General features: G+C 65.4%; 12 protein-coding genes. 5 read left to right on the plus strand and 7 right to left on the minus strand.

Features of this window, described 5'->3' with window-relative positions:
• Nucleotides 1–5: 5 nt before the first annotated feature.
• The 5 genes from CH302_RS08065 to CH302_RS08085 all read left to right on the plus strand — a co-directional run bounded on the left by CH302_RS08065 (nucleotide 6) and on the right by CH302_RS08085 (nucleotide 6,000).
• Nucleotides 6–2,390, plus strand: coding sequence for an ATP-binding cassette domain-containing protein (locus tag CH302_RS08065; protein WP_037189272.1), 2,385 nt, complete (start codon nucleotides 6–8; stop codon nucleotides 2,388–2,390).
• 33 nt (nucleotides 2,391–2,423) lie between these two features.
• The gene (locus CH302_RS08070; protein ID WP_037189271.1) at nucleotides 2,424–2,990 is read left to right on the plus strand and encodes an isochorismatase family protein; all 567 of its coding nucleotides are present in this window, start codon (nucleotides 2,424–2,426) and stop codon (nucleotides 2,988–2,990) included.
• Between the two features lie 7 nt (nucleotides 2,991–2,997).
• Complete coding sequence (locus CH302_RS08075) at nucleotides 2,998–3,675, plus strand: GAP family protein (protein WP_037189270.1); 678 nt, start codon at nucleotides 2,998–3,000, stop codon at nucleotides 3,673–3,675.
• A 23-nt stretch (nucleotides 3,676–3,698) separates the two neighbouring features.
• The gene (locus CH302_RS08080; RefSeq protein WP_037189269.1) at nucleotides 3,699–4,499 is read left to right on the plus strand and encodes a HugZ family pyridoxamine 5'-phosphate oxidase; all 801 of its coding nucleotides are present in this window, start codon (nucleotides 3,699–3,701) and stop codon (nucleotides 4,497–4,499) included.
• A gap of 97 nt (nucleotides 4,500–4,596) precedes the next feature.
• Entirely contained in the window at nucleotides 4,597–6,000 is a 1,404-nt protein-coding gene (locus CH302_RS08085; protein ID WP_037189268.1) for an NAD(P)/FAD-dependent oxidoreductase, read from the plus strand.
• Nucleotides 6,001–6,102: 102 nt separating this feature from the next.
• Here CH302_RS08085 and CH302_RS08090 read toward each other — a convergent pair whose 3' ends face one another.
• The 7 genes from CH302_RS08090 to CH302_RS08120 all read right to left on the minus strand — a co-directional run bounded on the left by CH302_RS08090 (nucleotide 6,103) and on the right by CH302_RS08120 (nucleotide 12,318).
• Nucleotides 6,103–6,771, minus strand: a complete 669-nt coding sequence (locus CH302_RS08090; protein WP_037189267.1) for an urease accessory protein UreD — start codon at nucleotides 6,769–6,771, stop codon at nucleotides 6,103–6,105.
• A gap of 6 nt (nucleotides 6,772–6,777) precedes the next feature.
• Nucleotides 6,778–7,482 (minus strand): urease accessory protein UreG, encoded by a 705-nt coding sequence (gene ureG, locus CH302_RS08095; RefSeq protein WP_037189266.1) that lies wholly within the window; start codon nucleotides 7,480–7,482, stop codon nucleotides 6,778–6,780.
• Nucleotides 7,483–7,520: 38 nt separating this feature from the next.
• Nucleotides 7,521–8,177 carry an urease accessory protein UreF gene (locus CH302_RS08100; RefSeq protein WP_037189265.1) on the minus strand — a complete coding sequence of 219 codons (657 nt, stop codon included), beginning with the start codon at nucleotides 8,175–8,177 and terminating at the stop codon, nucleotides 7,521–7,523.
• Complete coding sequence (locus CH302_RS08105) at nucleotides 8,177–9,898, minus strand: urease subunit alpha (RefSeq protein WP_037189264.1); 1,722 nt, start codon at nucleotides 9,896–9,898, stop codon at nucleotides 8,177–8,179. The genes CH302_RS08100 and CH302_RS08105 overlap by 1 nt, the downstream gene beginning before the upstream one ends.
• Entirely contained in the window at nucleotides 9,898–10,530 is a 633-nt protein-coding gene (locus CH302_RS08110) for an urease subunit gamma (RefSeq protein WP_052047479.1), read from the minus strand. Before CH302_RS08110 ends, CH302_RS08105 begins: the two co-directional genes overlap by 1 nt.
• A gap of 85 nt (nucleotides 10,531–10,615) precedes the next feature.
• Nucleotides 10,616–11,896: a DUF6986 family protein gene (locus CH302_RS08115; RefSeq protein WP_176460663.1), complete on the minus strand. Its 1,281-nt coding sequence runs from the start codon at nucleotides 11,894–11,896 to the stop codon at nucleotides 10,616–10,618.
• Nucleotides 11,897–11,901: 5 nt separating this feature from the next.
• Complete coding sequence (locus CH302_RS08120; protein ID WP_037189975.1) at nucleotides 11,902–12,318, minus strand: PaaI family thioesterase; 417 nt, start codon at nucleotides 12,316–12,318, stop codon at nucleotides 11,902–11,904.
• Nucleotides 12,319–12,502 lie beyond the last annotated feature (184 nt).

Genomic DNA, 12,502 nt, shown 5'->3' on the forward strand with positions numbered 1-12,502 from the left:
TGCTCATGGCGACGAAGAATGTCACGCAGGGCTCGGCACCGCATGCTGCCGACAGCCACGATTTGATTCGTGTACAGGGGGCGCGGCAGAACAATCTTCAGGACATCGATGTGGAGCTGCCCAAGCGGCGACTGACCGTGTTCACCGGTGTCTCCGGCTCGGGAAAGAGCTCGCTGGTCTTCAGTACCATCGCTGCCGAATCACAGCGCATGATCAACGAGACCTACAGTGCCTTCGTTCAAGGATTCATGCCCACGCTCGGCCGCCCGGATGTCGACGTCATGGACGGACTCACCACTGCCATCATCGTCGATCAGCAGCGCATGGGTGCCAATCCGAATTCCACCGTCGGCACCGCAACCGATGCCAACGCCATGCTGCGGATTCTGTTCAGCCGAATCGGAAAGCCGTACATCGGCTCCGCACAGGCCTTTTCGTTCAACGTCGCGTCGGTGTCCGGTGCAGGCGCGTACAAAGTGGACAAGGGCGGCAGGCAGACCACCGAGAAGAAGTCGTTCTCCGTGACCGGTGGCATGTGTCCGCGCTGTGAGGGCAGAGGCTCCGTCAGCGACTTCGATCTCACCGCTCTCTACGACGCGAGCAAATCGCTCAACGAGAGCGCGATCACCATCCCCGGCTACAGCATGGAAGGCTGGTACGGCCGAATATTTCGCGGCTGTGGGTACTTCGACCCGGACAAGCCCATCTCGAAGTACACCAAGAAGGAACTCGACGACCTGCTCTATCGCGAGCCGACGAAGATCAAGGTCGAGGGCATCAATCTGACCTATTCGGGGCTCGTGCCTCAGATCCAGAAGTCGTTCCTGTCCAAGGACGTCGACGCCATGCAGCCCCACATCCGCGCGTTCGTCGAACGCGCGATCACCTTCACCACCTGCCCGGACTGCCTCGGAACCAGGCTCAACGAAGGTGCTCGGTCGTCGAAGATCAAGGGTGTCAACATCGCCGACGCATGTGCGATGCAGATCAGCGACCTGGCGAAGTGGGTGGGCGGCCTGAAGGAGCCGTCGGTGGCACCGCTGCTGACCACACTCGGCGAGACCCTCGACTCGTTCGTGGAGATCGGGCTCGGCTACCTGAGCCTGGATCGTCCGTCGGGAACGTTGTCCGGTGGAGAGGCTCAACGCACCAAGATGATTCGCCATCTCGGATCGTCGTTGACCGATGTGACGTACGTTTTCGACGAGCCGACCACCGGTCTGCACCCCCACGACATCGAGCGGATGAACAATCTGCTGCTTCAGTTGCGGGACAAGGGAAACACCGTTCTGGTGGTGGAGCACAAGCCCGAGACCATCTCCATCGCAGACCACGTCGTCGATCTGGGTCCCGGTGCAGGAAGTGCAGGCGGGCACGTTTGTTTCGAGGGCACCGTCGACGGATTGCGGCAGAGCGACACCGTTACCGGGCGGCACTTCGACGATCGGGCATCACTGAAGAAATCGGTGCGCGAGTTCTCCGAAGTGCTCGAAATTCGCGGCGCGGACTCCCACAATCTGCGCGACGTCGACGTCGACGTTCCACTCGGTGTTCTGGTCGTCGTCACCGGCGTCGCCGGCTCGGGCAAGAGTTCGCTCATTCACGGATCGCTGTCGGGGACAGCCGATGTGGTGTCGGTCGATCAGGGAGCCATACGTGGATCGCGGCGAAGCAATCCCGCGACGTACACCGGGTTGCTCGAACCGATCCGGAAGGCGTTCGCCAAGGAGAATGCCGTCAAACCTGCGCTGTTCAGCTCCAATTCGGAGGGTGCGTGCCCGACGTGCAACGGCGCGGGCGTCATCTACAGCGACCTCGCGATGATGGCCGGGGTGGCCACGGTGTGTGAGGAGTGCGAGGGCAAGCGATTCCAAGCATCGGTACTCGAGTACCACTACGGCGGCCGCAACATCGACGAGGTGTTGTCGATGTCGGTCGCCGAGGCCGAGGAGTTCTTCTCCGACGGTGCGGCCAAACTGCTGCCGGCGCACAAGATTCTGCAGCGATTGAACGACGTCGGGCTGGGCTACCTGAAGATCGGGCAACCGTTGACCACACTGTCGGGTGGAGAACGCCAACGCCTCAAGCTGGCGACGCACATGGCCGACAAGGGCGGGATCTACGTGCTCGACGAACCCACCACAGGACTGCATCTCGCCGATGTCGACAAGCTCCTCGGGCTGCTCGACCGGCTGGTCGACTCGGGCAAGTCGGTGATCGTCATCGAGCATCATCAAGCCGTCATGGCCCACGCCGACTGGATCATCGATCTCGGTCCCGGTGCCGGGCACGACGGCGGCCTGGTCGTGTTCGAAGGAACGCCGTCCGATCTGGTGGCGGACGGTTCGACCCTGACCGGCCGACACCTGGCTGCGTACGTCGGGAGCTGACGTGCAACCGAACACGAGAACAAGGAAGATGCCGTGACCACCCTGCCTCACCGGACCGCAACCGCACTCGTGATCGTCGACGTGCAGAACGACGTGATGGTCGGGGTCCACGAGAGGCAGCGCGTCGTCGACAACATCGTGGCCCTGGTGTCGCGCGCACGGCAGACGAGCACGCCGGTGATCTGGGTGCAGCACTCCGCAGAGGAGGAGCTGCGTTTCGGGACGGACGGATGGAAGATTCTCGACGCTCTGCCCGTGGTTCCGGGCGATCCGATCGTCCACAAGAAACACGGAGATGCCTTCGAGGACACGACTCTGGCGGAGGAACTGGCCGCCGCCGAAGCCGGGCACGTCGTGGTCGCCGGCGCACAGACAGATTTCTGTGTGCGATCCACTCTGCACGGAGCACTGGTACGCGGTTACGACGTGACGCTGGTGAGCGACGCACACACGACGGAGGATCTGACCGAGTGGGGCGCGCCGCCACCTGCACAGGTCATCGCGCACACGAACATGTACTGGGACAACCAGACCGCGCCCGGCCGCACCGCCGTGGCCGTCGTCACCGAGAAGGTCACCTTCGGCCGACCGATACCCTGAACCCTCCATGGTGACCTTGCTGCTCGCACTCGTCGGATTCGCGATACTCGATTCTCTGGACGTCTTGCTGATCGGCATCACCGCTGCCATCGCAGTGCACTCGAGAACCACCCGTCGGTCTCCTTTCCGAGCCGGGCTTGCGTTCGTCGGCGGAGTGTTCACGGCGACGACCACGTTCGGCATCCTCACCGTTCTCGGCATCGACTTCTTCACCGATCTGTTCGACATCACCATCACTCCCACGCTCCGGTATCGCACCGAGCTCGTGGTCGGGCTGGTACTGATCACGCTCGGTGCACTGCGCACCACCGAGCGCCGCCCACCGGCATGGGCAGCCCGAGCCGGTTCGAGCATTCCCGTCGTCGCCCTGACCGGACTCACGATCGGTCTGGTGCAGGGCCCGACGGCAGTGCCGTATCTCGCCGGGCTGACGATGCTCTCGACCTACGATCCCCGTCCGACGTGGTGGCCGGTCATCGTCGTCGCCTACTGCCTGATCGGGCTGCTCCCGCCAATCCTCGTTCTGATTCTGGCGTCGAGGAAGAGTCGTCGTTCCCGGCGGGCGTTCACCGCGACCGTGCGGGCCCTGACGCGGTACGGCCCGCCGACGGTGCGCGTCATCTTCGTTGTGCTCGGTGTCGCACTCGTCGCCGACGCGCTCGTTCATGCCCGAGACCTCCTGTAGGTCGTCGCCGTAAGCTTCTGCGCATGGCACTCGATCACGGCGATCCCGGTGACGCCCCGTCCGTTCCCCCTCCCCTGGCCCCGGTCGTCGACGACCGTCGTCCCTCCGCGGCCGAGGAAGCGCGCACGATCGCTGCGTCCACCAACACCGCAACTCTCGCGAGCCTGACCGCGGACGGTGATCCCTGGGCTTCCTTCGTCACGTACGGATTGCTCGACGGCGCTCCGGTTCTGTGTGTCTCGCGGATGGCCGAGCACGGACGCAACCTCGCGGGCGATCAACGGATGAGCCTGTCGATCGTGGCACCGCAGTCGCAGACCGATCCACTGGCATCGGGCCGTATCACGCTGGCGGGCGTGGTCGAGCGGCCGGCGGCGGACGAGTTGGCCGCAGCGCGCGCCGCGCATCTCGACGGCGTACCGGCGGCGAAGTACTACCTGGACTACAGCGACTTCACGCTCTGGGTCATGCGCGTGCATCGGGTCCGGTGGGTCGGTGGATACGGCCGGATGGATTCTGCAACCGCCGAAGCGTATTCCCAGGCCACGCCCGATCCGGTGTCGCCGACCTCCGCGTACGCGATCGAGCACCTCAACGCCGACCACTCGGCGTCGCTGACCGCGATGGCCCGCGAACTGGGCGGCTTTCCCGACGCCACATCGGGCGAGTGCACGGCCGCGGACCGCTACGGACTGGATCTGAAGGTGCTCACTCCGCGCGGAATCGCGTACACCAGGGTCGGTTATGCGACTCCGATCGACTCGGCTGCCGAACTGCGGGCCGCGACCGTGGAACTGGCGAAGCGCGCAGCAGCCGGCCGATAGGTGTGCACTGCCACCACAGACACGACGACCTTGTCGAGACGTCGCGATGGATGGCGACTACCGTTGACCACACACCGCAATCGTTAGGGAGCAGGCAATGAGCATCCAACCGCTCGAATCGAAGCGTCACCGCGTCGTCGTCATCGGTTCCGGGTTCGGAGGTCTGTTCGGCGTCAAGGCGCTCAAGAAAGCCGACGTCGACATCACCCTCGTCGCCAAGACGACACACCACCTTTTCCAGCCGCTCCTCTATCAGGTCGCGACGGGCATCCTGTCCGTCGGCGAGATCGCGCCCACCACCCGCGTCATCCTGCGCAAGCAGAAGAACGCCGAGGTGCTGCTCGGAGACGTGCTGAACATCGATCTCGAGGCCAAGACGGTGACGTCCAAGCTCCTCGAGCGCATCACCGTCACTCCGTTCGACAGCCTGATCGTCGCGGCAGGCGCACAGCAGTCCTACTTCGGCAACGATCATTTCGCCGAGTTCGCGCCCGGCATGAAGACCATCGACGATGCACTCGAACTGCGCGGACGCATCCTCGGTGCGTTCGAGCAGGCCGAACTCTCCGACGATCAAGAGGAGAAGGACCGCCTCATGACCTTCGTGGTCGTCGGCGCGGGTCCCACCGGTGTCGAGCTCGCCGGGCAGATCGCCGAGCTCGCCGATCGCACGCTCGACGGAGCCTTCCGCAACATCGATCCGCGCGACGCTCGCGTCATCCTGCTCGACGCCGCGCCCGCCGTGCTGCCGCCGATGGGCGAGAAGCTCGGCCGCAAGGCCGCCGAACGGCTCGAGAAGCTCGGCGTGGAAATCCAACTCAACGCGATGGTCACCGATGTCGACAACGACGGATTGACCGTCAAGGAGAAGGACGGCACGACCCGGCGCATCGAGGCGCAGTGCAAGGTCTGGTCCGCAGGCGTGCAGGGCAGCCCCCTCGGCAAGCAGCTCGCAGATCAGTCCGGATCGGAAACCGATCGCGCCGGACGCGTGCTGGTCGAACCGGACCTCACCGTCAAGGGCCACCCGAACGTGTTCGTGGTCGGCGACCTGATGTCGGTCAAGGACGTTCCGGGCATGGCGCAGGGCGCCATTCAGGGAGCGACCTACGCTGCCAAGCTGATCAAAGCGTCGGTCAAGGGCCAGGACGATCCCGCCCAGCGAGCCCCGTTCAAGTACTTCGACAAGGGTTCGATGGCAACTGTGTCGCGATTCAACGCGGTCGCCAAGGTCGGCAAACTCGAATTCGGCGGATTCATCGCCTGGCTCATGTGGCTCGCTCTGCACCTGTATTACCTCGTGGGCTACCGCAGCCGCATCACGACCGTCATCTCGTGGTTCGTGACGTTCCTCGGCAAGGGCCGTGCACAGATGGCGTCGACCGAGCAGCAGGTGTTCGCGCGCCTCGCCATCGAGCAACTCAACTCCCTCGAACGCTCGGGTGCCGTAGACGCGGCCGCCGCTGATTCGGAGCAGGAACGCGAGAAGGCCGCGGGCTGATCGGCCCCGCGCCGGGGCGTCACCACCGAAACCGACTCTGACACAACGCATCGGCCGACGGGACTCCGTCGGCCGATGCGTTCGTTGTTCGATCTGCCGGTGTCACACCCCTGATCGGCTGGGCTGAAGGCGCCGCCCCACCGAGGTACTCAGCGAGCCGCCACCGGCCAGCGCCAGCCGGACGGTCCCGTCGGCGAGATCGACCTCGGACGCCCGGGTATCGGGATAGCTCAGCGTGCTGGACATCGACAGCGGTGCCGACAACGCGTCGTGCGCAACCGATCCCGCGCCCAGTTCCACTCGATGGCGAAGCAACGGACTGCCCCCGACATCACATCGCATAGCACTGCTCCAGTGCCCCGACGCTTCCTCGAAGCGGCCGATCTGCGTACGCTCGCGCAGCCACAGGGTCGAATCCTGCTCCAGTGCAACGGTGTTGACCACCGAATGCGAGGCGTCGGAGACGACGACCATCGGTTCGGGATCGAAGATCAGCGACGCACCTGCACCGACCTCGAAGTGCCACTGCGCGGAGGAGTGACGATGCAGCCCACCGGGCATCGCCAACGAGGCTGCGACGCTACGCACCTCCAGGTGCGCGCCGGCCGCCACCGAGATTCTGACCACGATGGTGTCACCGCCGAGAGGAGTTGCCGCCGTTCCGATCAGGTGAACCGTGTCCGGTCCAGTCTGGCGGCCGGCGAGTCCGCCCACCGAGGTGATGCGTGGGCTGCGGCTGCGGCTCGCGTCGATGCAGAGCTCGGTGTGCATCGACGCTCAGTGCGTGTGGGCATGCGCGTCGGCGTCGGCGATCACCTTCAGCTGCTCCCGCACCCACTCGAGCACCTTGGTCGCCGCCGGATCGTCGGTGAGGGAGATCAGCGCAGTCGGTCGTCCCTCGCGCACCTGTGCCGCGTCCCGCTCCATGACACCGAGGTCGGCACCGACGTACGGGGCGAGGTCCGTCTTGTTGACGACCAACAGGTCGGAGAACGTCACACCGGGACCGCCTTTGCGCGGCACCTTGTCTCCCCCGGCCACGTCGACCACGAAGATCTGTACGTCGATCAGACCGGACGAGAATGTCGCCGTCAGATTGTCGCCACCGGATTCCACCAGAATCAGATCGAGGGGCGGGTTGTTCTCGATCAGATCGTCGATGGCGTCGAGATTGGCCGTGATGTCGTCTCGAATCGCGGTGTGCGGGCAGCCACCGGTCTGCACCGCCGTGATGCGCTCGTCGGGCAACACCGCGTGCCGACGCAGGAAGTCCGCATCCTCGGTGGTGTAGATGTCGTTGGTGAGTACGGCCAGCGAGAGTTCGTCGCGCAGCTCGCGGCACAGCGCAGCCACCAACGCCGTCTTTCCGGAACCGACGGGTCCACCGATCCCGACGCGCAGCGCATCGCCTGCCACCCGTGCGCGCTTGGGCCGATCCAAACCGTGGTCGTGGGGCTCACCGTCGATCAGGTGCGGGGGCATGTCGAACTCCTTGTCACTAGAGAAAAATGGAACCGTATTCAGGATACGAACAACGGCCGATCGCGGACGGCGTGGGCTTCGGCGAACATGTCCAGCAACGGATCCGACAACTCCATCAGCTCGGGCAGGCACCGGCACACCGCGGCGGTCACGTCGTCGCAGAACTCGCCCAACCGGATGGTGCACGCCGCGACCTCTGCCGGATCGAGCGCGAGCAGACGCTGCGCGGCGATCGCCGACCCGGTCATGGTGATGTACACCTGCACCGCGGCCGTGTCGGCAACCGACAGGCCCGCCGCGAGTCCGACGTGCCCAGCGGCAACGGCCAGGTGCGGCCTCCGTCCGATCGACGCCCAATCATGATGCGGCCAGGCAGATTTGGCCAACCGAAGCAATCCACGGCCCTGGGCACGAGAGGCAGACCTGGCAGCCGGGGACGGGGTTCGGGCGTCGGATTCGGCATCGGCCTCGTCCGTGCTCGACGACCCGTGCACCAGTGATGCGGCTATGGACGCCGTCGTTGCCCCGGAGGTTCGGATACGGCGTCGCAGAAACGCCTCGAGCGTCGTGATGTCTCGAACGAAGCCCGACGCGATGGCTTCTTCGACTCCCCCGGAGTGCACGTGGCCACCGGTGGGCAGGCGTGAATCGGCAAGCGAGAGAAGCGTCGTCACCTGTAGTCGGGCATCGGGCATCAGAAGAGGAAGTATCGCTGGGCCATCGGCAGTTCGGTTGCCGGCTGCTCCGTCCACACGTCACCGTCGATACGGACCGTGAAGGTATCGGGATCGACTCGGATGTCGGGCAGAGCGTCGTTGAGTGCCATGTCCGACTTCCTGACACCGCGCACGTTCTTGACCGGAACCAACCGACGATCGCAGTTCAGACGCCCGGCGAGGCCATCCTCGATCGCCTGCGGGGCAACGAAATGCAGCGACGTCGCGGCCGCTGCCTTCGGCGACGCCCCGAACATCGGACGTGGCAGTTCGGGTTGTGGGGTCGGGATGGACGCGTTGGCATCGCCCATGGCAGCCCAGGCGATCATGCCGCCCTTGATGACCATGTGGGGACGCACCCCGAAGAATGCCGGATCCCACAGCACCAGGTCGGCGAGTTTGCCCGGCTCGATCGAACCGATCTCGTCGTCGAGGCCGTGTGCGACGGCCGGGCAGATGGTGTACTTCGCGACGTAGCGCATCACTCGGTTGTTGTCGGCTCCGTTGTCACCTGCCAGGAAGCCGCGACGAGACTTCATCACGTGTGCCGTCTGCCAGGTGCGCAGAACCACCTCGCCTATCCGGCCCATCGCCTGAGCGTCGCTGCCGATCATCGAGATCGCACCCATGTCGTGCAGCAGATCCTCGGCCGCGATGGTCGACGGCCGAATCCGACTCTCGGCGAAGGCCAGATCCTCCGGAATCGATGGACTGAGGTGGTGGCACACCATCAGCATGTCGAGATGCTCGTCCAGGGTGTTGACGGTGTGCGGACGCGTCGGGTTGGTCGAGCTGGGGAGGACGTGCGGCTGTGCCGCCACGGTGATGATGTCGGGTGCGTGCCCGCCGCCAGCACCCTCGGTGTGATAAGCGTGGATTCCGCGTCCCTTGATCGCACCGAGGGTGGTCTCGACGAATCCGGCCTCGTTGAGGGTGTCCGAGTGCAGGGCCGCCTGAACGCCTGCGTCCTCGCACACTCGCAGGCACGCGTCGATCGCGGCCGGGGTGGATCCCCAATCCTCGTGCAGTTTGAATCCCGATGCGCCGGCGCGCAATTGCTCCCACATCGAGTCGGGATTGACAGTGTTGCCCTTGCCGAGGAGCACGATGTTCATCGGCCAGTCGTCCAGCGATTCGAGCATCCGGGACAGGTGCCATGCGCCCGGGGTGACGGTGGTGGCCTTGCTCCCTTCGGCGGGGCCGGTACCGCCGGCGATCACGGTGGTGATGCCGCCCCCGAGAGCCTCCTCCTTGATCTGCGGGCAGATCAGGTGGACGTGACAGTCGATGCCGCCTGCCGTGACGATCTTCCCGTTGCCCGCGATGATCTCGGTGGACGGGCCGATGACGAGATCGGGATGCACCCCGGTCATGGTGTCGGGATTGCCTGCCTTGCCCAGTGCCACGATGCGTCCGTCGCGAATACCGAGATCGGCCTTGATGATTCCCCAGTAGTCGACCACGACGACCCCGGTGATCACGGTGTCGGGCGCACCGTCGGCGCGGGTTGCCCTGGACTGACCCATCGACTCTCGAATGACCTTGCCGCCGCCGAAGACGGCCTCCTCACCGGCGTTGCCGGGTCCGCCACTGCGGTCCTCGGTGACCTCGATCAGAAGATCGGTGTCTGCCAAGCGGATTCGATCACCCGTGGTGGGGCCGAACAACTGGGCGTATCGACTGCGACTCATGCGCGCCATCAGCTGTCCAACTTTCCGGGAGGTGTCATGCTCAATCCGTGTACCTCGCGCGTGCCACCGAGGGGCACGAGCCGAATCGTCTGTTCGATGCCGGGCTCGAAACGCACCGCCGTGCCCGCAGGGATGTCGAGGCGACAGCCGTGCGCCCGTTCGCGGTCGAACTGCAGAGCTGCATTCGACTGCGGGAAATGCACGTGGCTGCCCACCTGTACCGGCCGATCTCCCGCGTTGACGACGGTCATGGAGATCACCTCGGCGCCTTTGTTGATCTCGATGTCGCCTGCGACGGTGATGATCTCGCCCGGAATCAGGTGACCGTCACCGCGCTTGGGCGAGATCGGCTCGTGCACCGTGATCAGCTTCGTACCGTCGGGGAAGGTCGCTTCGACCATGACCTCGGGGAGCAACTCGGGCACACCGTCGAGCACGTCGTCGGCATCGAGAACCTCGCGACCCGAGGACATCAGGTCTGCGACCGATCGGCCGTCGCGGGCCCCCTCGAGGAGGTGATCGGTGATGACCGCGATCGCCTCGGGGTGATTGAGTCTGAGGCCGCGTGCCTGGCGACGCCGAGCGAGTTCGGCCGCGTAGCTGACGAGCAGTCGGTCCTGCTCGTGCGGAGACAACCGCATTGGAGTTCTCCGTCCCGATCGGTGATGGTGCCCGGCAATTCTGACACGCTTGCGACCTACCGGCAGCGGAGCGCGCCGACGCACCTCATCCGAGAGGCACTGTCACCGATCGATCGAGCAGCCCCCGCAGCACGTCTCGGTCGATGCCGGCAGACACGTTCTGCAGCTCGGCGATGCCGAACGCGCCCGAATCCAGGCCCCGCACCAGAACACCTGCCAACGCCTGCGCCGTCGCCGGCTCGTCCATCACCTCACCACCCTGGCGATCGAGGTAGCTGCCCAGCCGAGCAGCAGCGACCGGCATGGCCTGACGGAAGAAGCCGAATGTCGCCGACCATCGCGTCACCAGGTGGCCGGGATGCATGTCCCAACCCTGATAGAAGCCGCGCTCGAGGGATCTGGTGACCAGCTCGAAGTGTCGACGAGCGGATGCCGCCACCTGCGTCGGATCGCCCGTCGGCACCACCTGGGTCGAACCGTCGCACACCCACACCCCGGTCTGTGCCGCTGCCACCAACATGACGTTCTTCGCATGGTCTGCCACCGGATGCGCGAGTGATTGCTGCGCAGAGGTGATTCCGCAAGCGGCGCTGTAGTCGTAGGTCCCGTAGTGCAGGGAGGTGCAGCGGCCGTCCGCCCTGGTGATCGCCCGCGCGAGAGTCGCCGTGCCGTCGGCCCCGATCACCGCCTGTGGGCTCTCGATCTGCAGCTCGAAGCGAAGGGCTCGATCGGGCAGGCCGTGCGCACGCTCGAGTTCCTCGCACAAGGCGACCACAGCGGCTACCTGCTCGACGGCACGGAGCTTGGGTACGGTGAACACGAAGCCGTCCGGCACTCCCCCGGCTCCGTCCAGGACCAGCTCGAGGGTGCGGATTCCACGCCGACGCTCATGTGCGGCAAGCCCTTTGGCGCGAATTCCGAGCCACGTCGGACCGGCCGGATCGTCGGCAAGGGCGGCCAGGGCAGCCCCGGCTGCGGTCGCGTGGCGGTCCTCGACGGCATCGGATCGCCACCCGTAACCGTCCTCGAAATCGAATCTGAGGTCCTGGATGGGCGCACTGCCGAGCCGGTCGCGCACGAGAGGCATAGCGTTCTGGGTGTCGAGTCCGGCGAACGCCTCGGGGTGGGCGTCCAGGATTGCCAGGGCGGCGGCACCCCATTCGGCCGGCACAGCCGCCGACGCATCCGCGGCCGACACATAGACGGTGTGAGAGGGCTGGCCACCGACTCGGTCACCCGGATAATGCTGCGCGAGTTCGTCGTCGATGGGACCGAAGAGTGATTCGAGGCGATCGAACGCGTCGGCAGTCAGTCCCGTTGCGCCCGACCGGAAGGAAGAGTCGGCGCTGTCGCTGTGTCCCGTCATGGGCATCACTGTCCCAGATGCGCGGTGTTTTCGATATTCGCCAGCCGGACCTTGCCCTGAGCAACCAGGCGTCCACTCTCGTCCGTCATGTCGACCTGCCAGAGCTGCTGGGTGCGGCCCCGATGAATCGGATGTCCGTGCGCGGTCAGGGTTCCCGATCGAGACGCGCGCAGGAAGTCGGTGTTGTTGTTGGTGCCGACCACGTGTCCCCGGGAGCCGAACCAGGCCGATCCACCGATACTCGCCACCGACTCGACCACCGAGCACAGCACGCCCCCGTGCATGATCCCCGCCGGTTGATGAAGCTGCGGGGTGACGGTCCATTCCGCGCGTACCTTGTCGCCGGACACCTCGAGGTATCGCAGGCCGACGGCCCCGTCGAACCCTCCTGCACACAATTCGGTGAGCTGTTCCGGCGTCATCGTGTCGAAGGAGGTCTCCCCCGTGGTGCCGTTCGAGTCCGTCATTGCTGTGCCTTCCGGTTGCGTCGAGAGTGTGGCCGACTCGGCTGTCGACTCCCGTTCAGAGATACACGACGATCGACCCACAAAAATCGGTGGGCCTCTCGTTCGTCGAAGAACGAGAGACCCACCGTGGCAAGGACCG

It is taken from the genome of Rhodococcus sp. 15-2388-1-1a, from assembly GCF_002259145.1.
In the GTDB taxonomy this organism is placed as follows: Bacteria; Actinomycetota; Actinomycetes; order Mycobacteriales; family Mycobacteriaceae; genus Rhodococcoides.

Coding starts and splice junctions, on each gene's coding strand:
- CH302_RS08065 (WP_037189272.1), top strand. CDS start 6: ATGGCGACGAAGAATGTCACGCAGGGCTCGGCACCGCATGCTGCCGAC.
- CH302_RS08075 (WP_037189270.1), top strand. CDS start 2,998: ATGGTGACCTTGCTGCTCGCACTCGTCGGATTCGCGATACTCGATTCT.
- CH302_RS08080 (WP_037189269.1), top strand. CDS start 3,699: ATGGCACTCGATCACGGCGATCCCGGTGACGCCCCGTCCGTTCCCCCT.
- CH302_RS08085 (WP_037189268.1), top strand. CDS start 4,597: ATGAGCATCCAACCGCTCGAATCGAAGCGTCACCGCGTCGTCGTCATC.
- CH302_RS08090 (WP_037189267.1), bottom strand. CDS start 6,771: ATGCACACCGAGCTCTGCATCGACGCGAGCCGCAGCCGCAGCCCACGC.
- ureG (WP_037189266.1), bottom strand. CDS start 7,482: ATGCCCCCGCACCTGATCGACGGTGAGCCCCACGACCACGGTTTGGAT.
- CH302_RS08100 (WP_037189265.1), bottom strand. CDS start 8,177: ATGCCCGATGCCCGACTACAGGTGACGACGCTTCTCTCGCTTGCCGAT.
- CH302_RS08105 (WP_037189264.1), bottom strand. CDS start 9,898: ATGGCGCGCATGAGTCGCAGTCGATACGCCCAGTTGTTCGGCCCCACC.
- CH302_RS08110 (WP_052047479.1), bottom strand. CDS start 10,530: ATGCGGTTGTCTCCGCACGAGCAGGACCGACTGCTCGTCAGCTACGCG.
- CH302_RS08115 (WP_176460663.1), bottom strand. CDS start 11,896: ATGACGGGACACAGCGACAGCGCCGACTCTTCCTTCCGGTCGGGCGCA.
- CH302_RS08120 (WP_037189975.1), bottom strand. CDS start 12,318: ATGACGCCGGAACAGCTCACCGAATTGTGTGCAGGAGGGTTCGACGGG.